A 15,456-nucleotide genomic window follows, 5' to 3' on the forward strand; every position below is an offset into this window, starting at 1 on the left:
CAAAATATGTATTAAATGTTAACATCGTACCTTTTATGTAAAAGGTATGTCATTAAATATTATAATACGCGCATTACGATCTTCGATATTGAGTTTCTACCGAGAGAGGATCTGCCATGCCGGAAATTTCCCGTCGAAAATTCATGATGGTGACGTCGGCGCTGGGTGTTGCTGCACTGGCGCCAAGAGTCCTCGCCGCACAGGAAGCCAACCGGCCGGAATTGCGCATCGCAGTACAGGGACTGCCGGTCACGTTGGAGCCGGTCAATGCCATTTCCAATGTCGGTAACCGCATCACCAACGCGCTTTTCGATACGCTCATCCGCCGCGATTTCTTCAGCAATGAGCAGGGTTCCGGCACCGAACTCGTGCCATCCGTAGCAAAGTCTTGGACGCGAGAAGATGAGCGAACGGTCCTTGTGACGCTCGCCGAAGGCATTAAGTTCCACGACGGTGCCATGGTGACCGCGGCGGACGTGGCCTTTACCTTCTCCAAGGAGCGCCTCTGGGGCGAAAACCCGATGGTTCCGCGCGGACCACTCTTTTCCGCCAAGTTCGAAAGCATCGAGGCGATGAACGAGAAAACCGTGCGCTTCCGCACTGCGGCGGCTGACTATAGCCTTGAAAAGCGCCTCGCCTCCTGGATCGCATGGGTTGTGCCCGAGAAGGCGTATCGTGAGATGGGCGCCGAAGGCTTCGGCCTCAAGCCGATCGGCACGGGGCCTTACAAATTTGTCGAGTTCGTGCCCGGCGACCGGGTCGTGGTGGAAGCCAATGACGATTATTATCTCGGCCGGCCGACCGCTTCTCGCATCACTTTTCAGGTGGTTCCCGAGGTAGCCGCCCGTGTTGCGGGGCTCATCAGCGGCGAATACGACATGGCGTGCGCGCTGGCGCCCGACAACATCGCAATGGTCGACGCCCAGTCGCATGTGGAAACGCGTTCGGCGCAGATCGAGAATGTGCACCTCTACGTCTTCAAAGCCGATGCGCCGGTCGTTTCCGACCGTCGTGTCCGCCAGGCCATGAACCTCGCTCTTGATCGCAAACTCATCAACGATGCACTTTGGGCCGGCATGGCCGGCGTCCCGAACGGCTTCCAGATACCGGCCTATGGCGCGACCTACGAGCCGCAGCGCCCAGGCTTCGCGCACGATCCGGAACGCGCGCGGGCGCTACTCCAGGAGGCGGGCTACAATGGCGAGCTCATCACCTTCCGCACGCTCAACGACTACTATGTCAACTCCGTAGCGGCCATCCAGATGATGCTTGAAATGTGGAAGGCAGTGGGTCTCAATGTGAACATGCAGATCCTGGAAACCTGGGATCAGGTCCAAGGCGAAGGTCTGCAGCTGCGCAACTGGTCGAACGGCTTCCAAATGCCGGATGCTTCGACGCCCCTCACCTCCGATTGGGGTCCGGCAGGCACGCCGCAGGCCGCATATGGCTGGAAGCCGCCGGCGGAATATAACGAACTTGCCGCCAAGGTGGCCGCCCTTCCCGACGGGGAGGAGCGCAAAGTCGCGTTCCAGCGCCTGCTCGACATTTGGGAAGAGGAGGCACCGGGTGCCGTGCTCTACCAGCCGGTCGAGATTTACGGCGTGCGCCGTGACATCGATTGGAAGCCGGTCACCTTCGAATTCATGGATTTGAGACCCTACAATCTGGGCTTCTCGAGGGCTTAATGCTGTCGGATCACATGCGGGCGGCAACGCCGCCCGCTTCAATCCTGGAAGTGCGCGATCTGGTGCTCGCTTCGCGCAAGACCGGGGCTATCCTCGTAAACGGTATGAGCTTCACGCTCAATGCCGGGGAGATTCTGGCCCTGGTCGGCGAAAGCGGTTCGGGCAAGAGCTTGACCGCGCTTGCCGTACTGGGGCTTTTACCTGCTGGCGTGGAGCAGCGAGGAGGGCGAGTCCTGGTCGATGGTCAGGATGTGACCGGCCTGCTGGCGGCACAGCGGCTGCGCGGCAGCGTTTTGGCCGCTATATTCCAGGACCCACAGGCGTCGCTCGATCCGCGCTGGAACGTGGAACGCTTTCTCGTTGATCGCTTCATGCGGCTGCGCGCGATGGAAAAGCGCGTGGCACGCGCCGCCGCTGCAGACATCCTCCATCAGGTAGGCTTGCACAACCCGGCGCGAGTCCTCCGTGCTTATCCGCACGAATTGTCCGGCGGCATGGCACAGCGCGTGATGATCGCGGGAGCGCTTGCGGGTGGCCCGCGTATTCTCATCGCCGACGAACCCACGACTGCGCTCGACGTCACCACACAGGCGCAGATTCTCGATCTGATCCGGGATATCCAAGCCCGCACGGGACTCGGCATTATGATGATCACCCATGATCTGGGTGTGGTGGCGGAAATCTCCTGCCGCGTGATGGTCCTCTATGGCGGCCGCCTGATGGAGCAGGGAAACACCGCCGAGGTGCTTGAAGCCCCCATGCATCCTTATACGAGCGCATTGCTCGCCGCGATGCCGGATATCGACAAAGACGACCCGCCGGTTCCTATCCGGCAGGCGAGGAGCGACGAGGTCTCTGCTTCCGGCTGCCCGTTTGCTCCGCGTTGCAAGCGCGTCTTGGCCTCCTGCCACATGGTCATGCCGGGGCCCACCTTGGTCAGAAACGGCCGCTCCTATGCTTGCCACACCCGCGTGGAACCACTAATGAAGCAAGCAACGAAACTGCTTCGTGCCCATGCTTGAGGCGACGGGGCTCACACGCAACTTCCTGATGAAACGGCCATTCCACCGCCCGGTAACCGTTTCAGCCGTAAGCGGAGTTGATCTTGCCATCGGCCGTTCCGAGACGCTGGCGATCGTCGGCGAAAGCGGCTGTGGCAAGAGCACGCTCGGCCGTCTGCTGCTCGGGCTCCTGCCCGCCACCTCCGGCTCGGTCCGTTTCGAGGGGGTAGACCTCGCCGCCCTGGCAGCCAGTGTCTGGCGTAGACAAAGAGCGCGCATGCAGATCGTCTTCCAGAACCCCCTGGAGGCGCTTGACCCAAGGCTCCCCGTGGGCCGCCAGATCGCGGAGCCGCTTGCGATCCATGGAGCCGCGCCGGGTTCGGTCCGCAAGACCGTGGCAGAACGACTGATGCACGAGGTGGGCCTGGCGGCCAGCCTTTACGAGCGGCGGCCGCTTGAGCTCTCGGGCGGACAGCGTCAACGGGTCGTTATCGCCCGGGCGCTTGCAACCCAGCCGGCGTTCGTCGTTTTCGATGAGCCGGTGTCGGCCCTCGACGTCTCGGTCCAGGCACAGATCATCGCCCTCATTCGCCGTCTGCAGGAGGCAACGCGCTTCGCCAGCGTCTTCATCTCCCACGACCTACGGGTGGTCCGCCACGTCGCTGACCGGATCGCCGTCATGTATCTGGGGCGTATCGTGGAAGAAGGGCCGGTGAAGGAGGTGCTTCGCTCGCCCGCTCATCCCTACACCCGCGCCCTCATAGACGCGGTGCCGCAGATCCGGCAGAGGTCCGGAAGCGCGCGGCAGCGCTTGCGTGGAGAAGCCGTCAGTGCCGAGCAAGCGCAGAATGGCTGCGCCTTTCACTCGCGTTGTCCGCTCGCCACCATCGAGGCATGCACGGCATCGGTTCCTACCCTGAAGGCTCTTGGCAACGGGAGATCCGCCGCCTGTCACTTGGCCTCCGGCACGAGACCACCCCTCCAGCCGCTCGTCTGAAGGAACCCCGATGCGCATCATGACCTACAATATCCAGTACGGGAAAGGCCGCGACGGCCGCTACGATATTGGGCGCATCGCAGAGACCGTGGCCGATGCCGATATCATCGGCCTGCAGGAGGTGGAGGCGTATTGGAAGCGGTCCGGCGACCTGCATCAGGTGGAAGCGATCGCCGAGCGACTGCGCTCCTATTACTGGGTCTATGGAGCGACGGTGGATATCCATAAGGGCTGGATCGATGCCGACGGCAGGGCGCACAACCGGCGCCGCCAGTTCGGCAATGCGATCCTGTCGCGCTGGCCGATCCTGACCACGCGCACCTTTCTCTTTCCGGGCAAGCTCAGCCCGGTCAACGCCCATTCCATCCAGCGCGGCATTATCGAGGCCACCATCAAGACACCAATCGGGGCCTTGAGGGTCTACTCCACGCACTTCTCTCACCTGGCGGACGAAGAGCGCATCGCCCATGCGCAGTTCGCGCTTGAGCTGCATCGCCGGGCTCAGTCCGATGGGCCGGTCTCCAGCGGCGACCATCCCGATATTTCCTGGCTTGAGAACCCGCCACCTTCCGTGCCTGCCGAAGCGATACTCATGGGCGATCTCAATATGACGCCGGACGGGCCCGCTTATCCGGTCATCGCCGGCCCCCAAAACCGCATGTATGGCCGACTTCACCGCAATGACGGCTTCGTGGATGCCTGGCTCGCCGCAGGACACAATGAGGAGGATGGCGCAACCTTCTACTGCGATTGGGAGAACAAGACCGGCTCCCGGATCGACTATATCTTCGTCACGCCCGGCCTCGCCGCGAAAATCGAAGGAGCAGACGTCTTGCGCGATGCCGACGCTTCGGACCATCAGCCGTTGGTGGTCCGTTTTTCCGAGCCGGACGCGCGATGACCGGGTTCATCTTTGTTCGCTTCGGCCGCGCGCTTCTTACGTTGTGGGCGGTGCTCACCTTCACCTTCATCGTCATGCGGCTCACCGGCGATCCGGCGAGCCAGCTTCTCCCTGACAACGCGACGGAGGAGATCATCCAACGCTTCCGAGCGCGCTGGGGCCTCGATCAGTCGATCTTCACGCAGTACCTGATCTATATGAAAAACCTGCTCCAGTTCGACTTCGGCGTGTCGATCGCCAACAGCCGGCCGGCGCTTGTCGTTGCTTTGGAGCGCGTCCCGGCTACGCTCCAGCTCACGACAATCGCATTCGCGCTGACGCTGGCGCTCGGACTCCCCGCCGGGATCATTTGCGCCCTGAACAGGGGCAAATGGCCGGACCAGGCGCTGATGATGGTTTCCACACTGGGCTACAGCTTGCCGAATTTCGTGCTCGGCATCGCCTTGGTCTATATTTTCGCCCTGGCCTTTCGCCTGCTGCCCAGTTCGGGAAGTGCCACCGCGGCCCATCTCGTCCTGCCGGTCATTACCCTCGGCTTCTCGGGTGCTGCCGTCATAGCCCGCTTTACCCGGGCGGCGGTGCTCGACGTGCTGGAGAAACCCTATATATGCGCGGCCATGGCAGGCGGGGAGAGTTATAGAGCAACCATCCTCCGCCACGTGCTCCCCAACGCGGCCATCCCTGTCGTGACCATCATCGGCTTTACGGTTGGGGGTCTCATCGGCGGCTCGATCATTGTCGAGCAGGTTTTCGCGTGGCCGGGGATCGGACGGCTTCTGGTGGACACCGTTGGCATGCGCGATTTCGCGGTGACCCAGACGCTTGTCATGATTTTTGCCGTGGCCATGACGGCCGCCAATCTCATTGTCGACATCCTCTATGGCTTCCTCAATCCAAGAATGCAGGGGGGCAGAAATGGCCGTATTTGACGCCGTACGCGTCTCCCCGCGGTTTACGAGACGCCTTGCTGCTTTTCCGCCGCTGGTGGCATTTTCCGCTGGTTGGATCGGGCTCATTCTCGTTGTCTCTCTTACCGCACCGTTTCTTGCCCCCTACGGTTACGCGGAGCAGCAGCCCTTGCTCCGCCTCCAACCGCCTTCCCTGCTCGGCTTTGACACACCCTTCCTGCTCGGCAGCGATCATCTCGGCCGCGACGTGCTGAGCCGGGCAATCTACGCGATCCGATTCTCCGCTCTCGTGGCCCTGCTCGGCACGGTGGTAGGTGCGGTGCTCGGAGTGATCGCAGGCATGGTCGCCGCCCGACTGCGCGGCTGGTGGGAGGAAACGATCATGATGATCGTCGACATCCAGGCCTCCCTCCCTTTCCTCATCTTCGCGATCACCATCGTCGGCTTTTTCGGCAAGAGCCTTTGGCTGCTCATCCTGGTCGTCGGCTTTGCGGGCTGGGACCGTTACGCGAGACTGGCGCGCGGCCTGGTTCTGGATGCGGAGACCAAAGGTTACGCGGATGCACTGCGGGCGCTGGGTGCCGGCACACCGCGCATCTATCTCCTCCACATCCTGCCTAATATCGCAGGTGCGCTGCTTGTGCAGATGACGCTCAACTTCCCTGAAACAATCTTGCTCGAGACCGGAATGAGCTTTCTTGGGATGGGTATGCAGCCCCCGCTCACCTCGCTGGGCCTGATGGTGAACGATTCCCGCAACCACATCTTCACCGCGTGGTGGCTCGCAGCCGTACCGAGCGGCGTCATCGTACTAACGACGCTATCAATCTCTGTTTTTGGGGACTGGCTGCGTGACTGGCTTGGAGGCGCAGCCTAATTGCCCCTCCGGGTGCGCGCTGGCTACCGGTCTAGGCTGCGCGCTGGTGTTTTCCGCTCTTTGCACAGGCGCAGAAGCGCTGAAGCGCGTGCCGCCGGCCAACCGCGGGAGCGCGATGGGGGCGTTCGTCGCCTTCCCTGAGATTGTTCGGCAAGGTCACGCCCATCGACTGCAGCGGCAAAGGTTGGGAATGACTTCGGGGGCGACCAGGTTTCGGACGCAGAGCATCGAAGCTGACGATCAGAAATGCATGACCATCAGTGACGTATCGGTTTCTTCAGTCGCATATCAGCAATTCCCGCGACAGCGCCCAACACGCTTCAATTGATTCCCGGCCGATCGTGAACTGATCTTCGACCATGAAAGCGCCCAGACCGCGAACGTACCAAGGCAATTCATAAGAAAGGACCATGCCGGGCTCGATTTCGGTCGTTTCGTCGGCGGCAATGAAAGGCCATTCTTCGACAAAGACCGACGCTCCGACTCCATGACCAAAATGACCGCGGCAATACATGTCGAAGCCCTGCGCATGCATTGATCTCATGGCAGCCTCATGCACCTCCTTGAGCGCGACGCCTGGACGTAGAAGTTCCAGACCAGACTCGAACGCATTGTGCAGGGCTTCGTGGATCGCCTTCTGATCTTCGCTCGGGCGGCCCAACACGGCGGTGCGCGCGCAATCCGAGACGTATCCGTCGATCGCACAGGCCAGGTCTAGCCGGATGATGTCGCCCCGCTCAGCCGGCCGGCCCTTGCCGGTTGCGCCGGGCCCGATGGTGATCGTACCGACTGGATAGGCTGGATCGGGATATCCAAGTTCGATTGCCCGCTGTGTCGAGGCGCGGCGAAAGATCGCGAACAGTTCATCAGCAGTGCATCCGGGGCGGATATGGGCGATAGCAGCTCGCGCGCCGGCTTCGGCCGCCTGGGCCGCACTGCTCAGCCGCTCGATCTCTTCTGCTGACTTGATCATGCGAAGGCGACTGACGAGGCCCGAAGCGTCGGACCATCGGACATTGGGACAGGCGTCGGTGAAACACGCCGCATCGGAGGCCGGAAGAAACGCGTGCTCGGTTCCGATACGAGCGGCCCCGAGTCCGCGTCGGACCAGTGTGTCGGCAAGCAGGGAAAAGCTCTCTTCGCGGTCAAAGGTTGCGGGCTTCGCGCGCACCTGTTCCGACGGACGAGCGGCCGAAAGACGATCTACAAGCGATCGGCCCCGAACCGATGCTATATCTATGAGATCGACCCAAACGGGGAACGGCACGACATCGCCAATGCCCGAGGCGGCGCCAAATTCTTCGACATAGAAATCACCCACGATTGCGGTCATGGGCTCGGACGCGTCGGCGGGTACGATCAGAAAAGCGGCACCCGCACGTCGCCAGCCTGCGGCACTGCCGGGCCGCGCGCCCGCACCGTAGATGATCGACTCGGGTTGGATCAGAACGATTCCATCCAACCCGGCGGCCTGCATAAGATTTTGCGCCCGCTGGCGGTTAAGAGGTCGAAGTCCCATGAAGCTTGATTCCCTTGTCATGAGAGATGGGATCACCGAAGGCAGAGATACGGCATCGTCCGGCCGGGCCATTCCATTCAAAGAAATGACCTCACCTCAAGCTGGTGTCTATTCTGTCGCGTAACCAATCGCCCAGAAGGCTGACAGAGAGCGTCGTCACCACGATAAGCATCGCGGGGGCAAACATGATCCAGGGAGCGCGTGTCATATACTCACGACCATAGCCGACCATGTTGCCAAGGCTTGTCATTGGGGGCTGAACGCCGAGACCGAGAAAGGAAAGGCTGCTTTCCATGAGGATGACTTCCGGGAATGTCAGCGTCATGGAAACGATAAGAGTAGACGAGATATTGGGGAGGATGTGGCGCAGATATACCCGCAGCGGTCCCGCGCCAGTTTGGCGGACAGCGCTGGCGTAGCCCTGAGCGTTTGCGGAAATCGCCAGCCCGCGGGAAATGCGTGCGTAGCGCTCCCAGCCGTAGAGCCCCATCAGGCCAATGAAGAGCGGCAACGCATTTCCGAAAAAGGCGAGGACGGACAAGGAGAGGATCAGGAACGGTATGGCAGCCTGGAAATCGGCAAGCATCAGGATCACTTGTTCGACCGCGCCGCGGAAATAGGCGGCGGCAAATCCCATCGCCGTGCCGAAGCATGCGGAGATCAGTGTCGCGCCAAAGGCGACCAGCAGGGAAATCCGCACTGAATAAATCAGCCGCGAAAGGATGTCGCGTCCAAGCTCGTCCGTTCCAAGCCAATGCGTTGGGTCGAAAGGCGGCGCGAGCCGGTTGCCCAGATCGAGAGCAGTGTAGTGATACGGCGCGATCAGGTCCGCGCTGAGTGCAATCAGGAGTACGAGGCCGATCCAGATCATGCCAGTGAGGACCGGGAGGGGGATCGTGCGGCGCTTGGCCCTTCCAGCCAGCCAGGTCGCCTTTTTGCCGTAGGACGGGCCGAGGTAAGGGGCGGTCATGTCAGTGTCCTCCAGCGTCGCTGGCACCGCGCAGACGCGGGTCAAGCACGCCATAAAGGAAATCTACGGTGAGGTTGGACAGCACCATCGCGATCGTGATGAGCAGCAGAATGCACTGTACGACGGCCAGATCGCGCGCGGTAACCGAAACCACCAGCAGATTGCCTACTCCGGGCCAGGAGAATACGCTTTCCACCACGACCGCACCCGCGATCAGATTGCCGACAAGAAAGCCGACGATTGTGACTGTGGGAATTGCGGCATTCGGAAGGGCATGGCCGAGCACCACCGCCGCCCAGGGGATGCCTCTGGCGCTCGCAGCGCGGATAAAGGGTTGACCGAGGACCTCCAGCATCGCGCTTCGTACGAAGCGCGCAAGAACTGCTGCACCACCAATTCCGAGCGTGAGGATCGGTAAGATTAGATGCTGCCAGCCGCCTGCTCCGCCGGTCGGTACCCATCCGAGCCAGATGGCGAAGAACTGCACCAGCATGAGGCCGAGCACGAAACTTGGTACGGTGTAGCCGCCGACGGCGCTAACCATCACCGCTCGATCTATGGTCGTATCGCGATGCAACGCCGCATAGACGCCCGCCGGAATGCCGATCGCAAGTTTGAGGCAAAGCGCAGGCAATGTCAGCGCGAGCGTGGCGGGAATTCTCGATAGCACAAGGTCGAGAGCGGGCCCGCCACCGCGCATCGAGAGTCCAAGCTCGCCTCGGGATATCGCCAGAAAGTACTTAAAGTACTGCAGCCAGAGCGGGTCATCGAGGCCCCATTCGCGGCGAAAAGCAGCCATTGCCTCGGGTGGGGCGTTGTCTCCCATGATGCTGATCGCGGGATCTCCGGAAAGCCTCAGAACAACAAAGGCGAATGTGACGACCAACGCGACAGTCAGGAAAGCGCGAAGGAAACGGACGACCAAGAAGCGCACCATCAGTTCAGGACCTTCGTCTGAACCGCCTGTTCGGACGCGGCATCGTGTGCAAGATGGCAGGCGATGCTTCGGCCATCCGGACCCGGTGACAGTTTGGGAGGGACGCTTCCGCAAATCGGGCGCGCTGCCGGACAGCGAGGATGAAATGCACAACCCGACGGTCTTGCTGCGGGATTTGGCGGTTCGCCTCCGAGGATGATCCGCTGCCGTCGGCACCGACCCGGGACCGGCACCGCTGAAACGAGCGCCCTGGTGTAGGGATGTGCCGGCTGCGAAAGCACATGACGGGTTTCTCCACACTCGACGATGTTGCCGAGATACATCACGGCGACATGATGGCTTACATGGCGAACAACCTTCAGGTCATGGCTGATGAAGAGCAGGCTGACGCCCAGGTCCCGCTGAATATCCATCAATAGATTGACGACCTGCGCCTGGATCGAAACATCGAGCGCCGAAACCGGCTCGTCGCATACAAGCAGCGAGGGCTCCATGACAAGCGCGCGGGCAAGGACGACGCGTTGGCGCTGCCCGCCGGACAGCTCATGCGGGTAGCGCGTTGCAAGCTCGACACCGAGGCCCACCGCATCGAGCATGGAAAGCGCCTTTTGCTGCCGTTCCGACGCCGGCCCGATGGCGTGTATGTCCAGCGGCTCCCGAACCTGCTCCACGACGGTGAGCCGCCGATTAAGGGCGGCAAGAGGATCCTGGTAAATCATCTGCATCGACGCCCGCATGCGTCGCCATGCAAGCGTATTCGGTGCCGGGATCTCCGCGCCACGAAAGGTAACTCTGCCTTGGTCGGGGCGCTCAAGTCCGAGTGCAATCCGTCCGGTGGTGGACTTTCCCGATCCGGATTCGCCCACAAGGGCCAGCGTGCGCCCCTGTTCAACCGAAATGGAGACGTCATCAACCGCATGGACCGCAATTTTGCGGCCGAGGACTCCTTGCCGCATCGTATAGCTGCGCGATACCCCATGAAGTTCGAGAATGTTTTTGGTCATGCCGGGATTCTGTCCCTTTCACGCAACGCGGCCGCTGACAAACCATCCGCCGCCACGCACGCACACGATCGTCCCTCGTCGGCCGTGATGAGTGGCGGCGCAGCCGCATCGCAAACATCGAGGCGTTTTGGGCAGCGAGGCGCAAAGGGACAGCCGGGCGGCATATGCACTGGCTCGGGCACCTGCCCCTCTATGGGGACCAGGCGTGTCTGATCCCTCTCGAATGAAGGGAGAGCCGCCAGCAACCCCTGGGTGTATGGGTGGCGCGGGCTCGCAAAGAGTTCTTCGGCCGGCGCCGTCTCCACGATCCGGCCGCCATACATAACCATAATGCGCTCGCATGTCTCGGAGACGACCCCGAGATCGTGGCTGATCAGAACCAGCGCCATCCCGGTTTCCTGCCTGATCGTCGTCATCAGATCGAGGATCTGAGCCTGAATCGTGGCGTCAAGCGCGGTCGTAGGCTCGTCGGCGACGAGAAGATCCGGTTCGCCGGCCAGCGCCGCCGCGATCATGACCCTCTGGTTTTGGCCGCCCGACAACTCATGCGGAAACGCGTCCAGTCGGCGGGCCGCATCGGGCAGGCCGACAAGATCAAGGAGACATTTCGCCTCCGCGCGGATCGCGCGTCCCGAAAGACCGCGATGCCGCGCCAGGACCTCGCCGATCTGCTGCCCGATGCGGATAACAGGGTTAAGCGCGCTCGCCGGGTCCTGGAAGATCATCGCGATCCGCCCGCCGCGTATCTGGTCGAGCCGGGGGCCCTCCATTCGCAGGAGTTCCTCTCCATCCAGGCGAACGCTTCCCGAAACTGTCGCCGTTTTTGGCAGCAGCCCGAGCGCGGCAAGCCAAGTCACCGATTTTCCGCTGCCCGACTCGCCAACGACGCCCAATGCTTCGCCACGGCCCACCGTGAGGTCGATCCCACGAACGACGCGAACGCCATCGAATTCGACGGTCAGCTCCTCCATGGTGATGAGCGCCGGCGAAGCAGGGCTTTGGTTGCGTCCCTTATTGTTGGGCATAGGCAGGATTGAGCGGGCCGAAGTCCAAATCGAGCGTCTGCCCGGCCACCCAGGTGATGTCCTTGCGCTTGGCGTAGAACTGGCCCGAGCCATGCAGGATCACGCAGGGAGGATCATCGTAGCTGGTGATTTCGAGCATCTTGCGGAGAATCGGCCGGCGTGCTTGCGGGTCTGAAATCGCCTTCAGTTTCTCGCCGAGACTGAAATACTCCTCATTCTTCCAGATGCCGTCCCTGACATTTACCCCCGATGGTCCGAATACGCGCCAAGCATGGCCGAGCGGATCCGGGAAGGTGGCCGTGTTGGAACTGTCGAAGATCGCGTTGATCGGTTCGGTCTTTATCTGGGCGAAGTTCTCCATCATCTGGATTTCGACATTGATCCCGACGGCGCGCCACATCTCGATCATGGCCTGAGCGCCTGCGACCTGGTTCGGATAATAGTTGTTAAGCAATCTGTAGGTGATGGTCTCACCGTCATAGCCGGCCTCACGCAGGAGTTGGCGGGCTAAATCCGGGTCATATGCGAGGGCAGGAAAGTCCTCGATATATGCTTCGCCGAAGCTGGGGAGTTGATAGCCGTTGGGAATGTGAAGCCTGCCCTGCCAAAGCGCGCCGACGAAGGCCTCACGGTCGATTGCAAGGCTGAGGGCGCGGCGGACGCCGACTTTGCCAAGGATCGGGCCGGTCGTATCGATGTTCAGAGCACGGATATTTTGAACTGGGCCGCCGGCGATTTCGAGTTCTTGGTATTTCTCTATCTCCGCGAACATGTCGGGCGAAAGATCGGTGACGAAGTCCACCTCGCCCGCGACGAGCGCATTCATCCGCGAGGCCAGTTCCGGAACAATTCGGAAATGGACGCCGGCAAAGGGCGGCAGCCCTCCCCAATAGTCCTCATGCGCGGCCAGGACGACTTCCACGTCGAGCGTCTGGCTTACGATGCGGTAGGGTCCGGTGCCGACCGGTGCCTCCGTCCAGACGTCCCAGCTGCCTGCAGCGTCGAACGCGCGCTTGCTCACGATCTCCGCCCCCCAGGACGCGAGCCGCTTCTCGAGCAGTGCATCTTCGATTTTGGTATGAATGATGACGGTATGACTGTTCACGATCTCGACCCTGTCGATCGTCTCCAGGGTCTCCATCGCGGTCGCATTTCCCGCCATATCGGGGCCAAGCAGGTGCTGCGGACTTAGGCTGAAGGCGACGTCTTCCGCCGTGAACGCGCCACCATCGTGGAAGGTCACGCCCTCGCGAAGGAAAAGACGAAGCGCCCGCCCGCTAACGCGCTCCCAGCGTTCGGCCAAGGCCGGGCGCAGCGCCATCCTTGGAGTCTGATCGAAGGCTATCAGCGTGTCGAACATCTGCGACACAACCCGCCGGGTTGCCGTATGTGTGACAAGCACGGGTTCGACGGTGGGAGGGAACCCCGACATACCGACCTTGAGTGTCCTGCGCGTGATGTCCTGCGCATGCCCGGAAGGTACTTGGGTCATGGCAAGGAGGCCGCCCGCCGCTCCCGCCATCAGTAGATTTCGTCGCGTTATCGAGACCATTTTGGACAGCTCTCCATTAACTTTTTTCAAACTCCAAGCACGAGTTTGCGCTTAGTAAGCACTGCCCGACTATTGACCGGCCGTGACACAGCTTCGTGACAGCTATCGACTAATTCGATTGAGACATGTGATTTGTCGATAGATCTATTCGTGCTGCAAGAGGCTGGAGAAATAATGGGATCTGAGGTTGGCGAAGTCCTCCTGAATGCAATCAGGGCGTTCGTTGTGATCGCCCGGGAAGGAAGTGCCCCACGCTCCGCGGCCGCGCTCGGCAACTACCAAGTTCGGACGGGTCGCCAGCACCGTGGCCGAACCTCTTGATCTGATCTCATTTACCGCCCGGCGGAGCGCCGGCGCAGCTGTGCAGTCACGCGCTTCGTGTCGTTAAGCTCACTAGGCGGTTGAGGACCGTCTTCGTCTGCGCTCTCGGTCGATCTGCCTAGACTATCGGGCCCGATCTGCCGCAGAAGCCCTGTGACGCAGCGAGTTAGGATTGTTGCGACACTCGAGCGCCAATCGGTCGAGCGAATTGAACAGGACGAAGGCGGTCGGTGTATCCCGCTAGTCCACCGGTTCCGGCCCATCGATGGCGAGCCGCGCGAAAGCTTCCGGCGGAGCCTCGTTGCGCAGCATCAACTCGCGCATCAGCGCAATCATGCGGTTCTCCGTACGCGGGTCGACCAACGGAGCTTCTTGACCTGGATCCTTCTCGAGATCGTAAAGCCGAGTGTCGCTCTCAAGCAGCGCTCCCGGGCCGTAGTTCGCGTACATGGGGGAGCGCTCGATGACCGGCACTTTCAGAAGTGGCGCCTTCTTCGTCCAGCCGAAGGGCATGGTCAAGGTTGCTGTGGCAAGCTCTTCGGGGGTGAAGCGCTGCGCCAGATGCGTGGGCATGAGCGTGTATTGATAGATCTCTTGCTCGCTGAGCCTTTCCGGGAAGCGGTGATAAGTGTAGCGACCGTCGGTTACGTTCACCGCACCGCCGAAATAGCCGAAGATGGCCGCTTCGCGTTCGCCGTCCCTGAGCAGGGATTTTCCTTCGGTCTCCGGTGGCGGCTCGACGCCATAGAGGTCAAGGAAGGTGGGCGCCAGGTCGATCGACTGGGTAAGGCGCCCGGTACGTCCGCATTGAGGTGCTCGCGGATCGTGGATGAACAGCGGGATATGGACGATCTCCTCATACATATTCATCCGGTTCTTGGCCCAGAAATCGTGCTCGCCGAGCAGAAAGCCGTGGTCGGTGGTGACCACCAGGGCCGTATCCTTCCAGAGGTCGTGTTCGTCGAAATAGTCGAGCAGCCGGCCCAGCAGGTGATCGCAGAGCGCCACCGTGGCATAGTAGTTGGCACGCAGTTCCTCCGCCTCTTCGGGAAGCTCGTCCACCCGGCCATAGCGAGGCCAGTCGCGGATCGGCCCGTTCCACCCGGTCCTGAACGGCTCCTTGAAGCGGTCGGGCGCGAAGAAGGGCTCGTGCGGATCGAAGGTCTCGATCTGCAGAAACCAGTTGTCGGCGCCGCGGTTCAGATCGAGGAACTCGAAGCCGTGCGCGAAGCACTGGACCGAAGGGAAATCCTCCTCCTTGCGGATGAATTCGCGGTTGATGACGTACGGCGTGTACTTGCTGATCGCATCGCCCGAGGAGAGCTGACGCTCGTGATATTTTTCGCGCAGACGCTCCCATGGCGGCTGCACCATCGCCTTCCAGGCGTCCGCCTCCTGGCCGCGCATGAACTCGTAGGTTGAGTAGCGGTTGTGGTACGTTGCGCCGCCATCCTCCCAATAGTGATAGTGATCGGTGACGAGATGGGAGTGGACGCCCCTCTCCTTCAGAAGCTCCGGAAAGGCGTTGTCGAAGGGCTCCAGCGGCCCCCAGCTGCGGTGCAGGAAGGTGAGACGGCCGGTCAACAGGTCGCGCCGCGCCGGCATGCACGGCAGCGAGCCTACATAGTGCCGGTCATAGACCATTGCGCGGGCGGCAAGTCGGTCGAAATTGGGCGTCGGCACGCGCGTGCCGCCATAGCAGCCGAGGATATGGCGGTTCAAGGAATCGAAGAGAACGAAGACCGTTTTCAAGGAGAGA

Annotated in this window: 13 protein-coding genes; 6 read left to right on the forward strand and 7 right to left on the reverse strand. The window is 61.5% G+C overall.

What is annotated here, in order from left to right; genetic code table 11:
* Positions 1–116: 116 nt before the first annotated feature.
* The 6 genes from PVE73_RS21745 to PVE73_RS21770 are packed head-to-tail and all read left to right on the forward strand — an operon-like array spanning position 117 to position 6,369.
* Positions 117–1,685 (forward strand): ABC transporter substrate-binding protein, encoded by a 1,569-nt coding sequence (locus tag PVE73_RS21745; protein ID WP_277364243.1) that lies wholly within the window; start codon positions 117–119, stop codon positions 1,683–1,685.
* A complete protein-coding gene (locus tag PVE73_RS21750; RefSeq protein WP_277364244.1) occupies positions 1,685–2,707 on the forward strand; it encodes an ABC transporter ATP-binding protein in 1,023 nt (340 codons plus the stop codon). The genes PVE73_RS21745 and PVE73_RS21750 overlap by 1 nt, the downstream gene beginning before the upstream one ends.
* On the forward strand, positions 2,700–3,683 hold the full coding sequence (locus PVE73_RS21755; protein ID WP_277367546.1) for an oligopeptide/dipeptide ABC transporter ATP-binding protein: 984 nt from the start codon (positions 2,700–2,702) through the stop codon (positions 3,681–3,683). Before PVE73_RS21750 ends, PVE73_RS21755 begins: the two co-directional genes overlap by 8 nt.
* A 10-nt stretch (positions 3,684–3,693) precedes the next feature.
* The gene (locus tag PVE73_RS21760; protein ID WP_277364245.1) at positions 3,694–4,584 is read left to right on the forward strand and encodes an endonuclease/exonuclease/phosphatase family protein; all 891 of its coding nucleotides are present in this window, start codon (positions 3,694–3,696) and stop codon (positions 4,582–4,584) included.
* Positions 4,581–5,513 (forward strand): ABC transporter permease, encoded by a 933-nt coding sequence (locus PVE73_RS21765; RefSeq protein ID WP_277364246.1) that lies wholly within the window; start codon positions 4,581–4,583, stop codon positions 5,511–5,513. Before PVE73_RS21760 ends, PVE73_RS21765 begins: the two co-directional genes overlap by 4 nt.
* On the forward strand, positions 5,500–6,369 hold the full coding sequence (locus PVE73_RS21770; RefSeq protein WP_277364247.1) for an ABC transporter permease: 870 nt from the start codon (positions 5,500–5,502) through the stop codon (positions 6,367–6,369). The genes PVE73_RS21765 and PVE73_RS21770 overlap by 14 nt, the downstream gene beginning before the upstream one ends.
* A gap of 277 nt (positions 6,370–6,646) precedes the next feature.
* On the opposite strand, the gene PVE73_RS21775 is transcribed toward PVE73_RS21770, so the two are convergent.
* From PVE73_RS21775 to PVE73_RS21805, 7 genes are all read right to left on the reverse strand, one after another.
* Positions 6,647–7,909 (reverse strand): Xaa-Pro peptidase family protein, encoded by a 1,263-nt coding sequence (locus PVE73_RS21775; protein WP_277364248.1) that lies wholly within the window; start codon positions 7,907–7,909, stop codon positions 6,647–6,649.
* A 70-nt stretch (positions 7,910–7,979) separates the two neighbouring features.
* The gene (locus PVE73_RS21780; protein WP_277364249.1) at positions 7,980–8,858 is read right to left on the reverse strand and encodes an ABC transporter permease; all 879 of its coding nucleotides are present in this window, start codon (positions 8,856–8,858) and stop codon (positions 7,980–7,982) included.
* Position 8,859: 1 nt separating this feature from the next.
* Positions 8,860–9,795: an ABC transporter permease gene (locus PVE73_RS21785; protein WP_277364250.1), complete on the reverse strand. Its 936-nt coding sequence runs from the start codon at positions 9,793–9,795 to the stop codon at positions 8,860–8,862.
* Positions 9,795–10,799, reverse strand: coding sequence for an ABC transporter ATP-binding protein (locus tag PVE73_RS21790; protein ID WP_277364251.1), 1,005 nt, complete (start codon positions 10,797–10,799; stop codon positions 9,795–9,797). The genes PVE73_RS21785 and PVE73_RS21790 overlap by 1 nt, the downstream gene beginning before the upstream one ends.
* Positions 10,796–11,824, reverse strand: a complete 1,029-nt coding sequence (locus tag PVE73_RS21795; protein ID WP_277364252.1) for an ABC transporter ATP-binding protein — start codon at positions 11,822–11,824, stop codon at positions 10,796–10,798. The genes PVE73_RS21790 and PVE73_RS21795 overlap by 4 nt, the downstream gene beginning before the upstream one ends.
* Positions 11,811–13,316, reverse strand: a complete 1,506-nt coding sequence (locus PVE73_RS21800; protein ID WP_277364253.1) for an ABC transporter substrate-binding protein — start codon at positions 13,314–13,316, stop codon at positions 11,811–11,813. The genes PVE73_RS21795 and PVE73_RS21800 overlap by 14 nt, the downstream gene beginning before the upstream one ends.
* 621 nt (positions 13,317–13,937) lie before the next feature.
* Positions 13,938–15,449, reverse strand: coding sequence for a sulfatase (locus PVE73_RS21805; protein WP_277364254.1), 1,512 nt, complete (start codon positions 15,447–15,449; stop codon positions 13,938–13,940).
* Positions 15,450–15,456: the final 7 nt, after the last annotated feature.

This window comes from Chelativorans sp. AA-79 (assembly GCF_029457495.1).
Taxonomy (GTDB): Bacteria; Pseudomonadota; Alphaproteobacteria; order Rhizobiales; family Rhizobiaceae; genus Chelativorans.

Coding starts and splice junctions, on each gene's coding strand:
- PVE73_RS21800 (WP_277364253.1), bottom strand. CDS start 13,316: ATGACCCAAGTACCTTCCGGGCATGCGCAGGACATCACGCGCAGGACA.
- PVE73_RS21755 (WP_277367546.1), top strand. CDS start 2,700: ATGCTTGAGGCGACGGGGCTCACACGCAACTTCCTGATGAAACGGCCA.
- PVE73_RS21775 (WP_277364248.1), bottom strand. CDS start 7,909: ATGACAAGGGAATCAAGCTTCATGGGACTTCGACCTCTTAACCGCCAG.
- PVE73_RS21795 (WP_277364252.1), bottom strand. CDS start 11,824: ATGCCCAACAATAAGGGACGCAACCAAAGCCCTGCTTCGCCGGCGCTC.
- PVE73_RS21750 (WP_277364244.1), top strand. CDS start 1,685: ATGCTGTCGGATCACATGCGGGCGGCAACGCCGCCCGCTTCAATCCTG.
- PVE73_RS21785 (WP_277364250.1), bottom strand. CDS start 9,795: ATGGTGCGCTTCTTGGTCGTCCGTTTCCTTCGCGCTTTCCTGACTGTC.
- PVE73_RS21745 (WP_277364243.1), top strand. CDS start 117: ATGCCGGAAATTTCCCGTCGAAAATTCATGATGGTGACGTCGGCGCTG.
- PVE73_RS21790 (WP_277364251.1), bottom strand. CDS start 10,799: ATGACCAAAAACATTCTCGAACTTCATGGGGTATCGCGCAGCTATACG.
- PVE73_RS21780 (WP_277364249.1), bottom strand. CDS start 8,858: ATGACCGCCCCTTACCTCGGCCCGTCCTACGGCAAAAAGGCGACCTGG.
- PVE73_RS21765 (WP_277364246.1), top strand. CDS start 4,581: ATGACCGGGTTCATCTTTGTTCGCTTCGGCCGCGCGCTTCTTACGTTG.
- PVE73_RS21770 (WP_277364247.1), top strand. CDS start 5,500: ATGGCCGTATTTGACGCCGTACGCGTCTCCCCGCGGTTTACGAGACGC.
- PVE73_RS21760 (WP_277364245.1), top strand. CDS start 3,694: ATGCGCATCATGACCTACAATATCCAGTACGGGAAAGGCCGCGACGGC.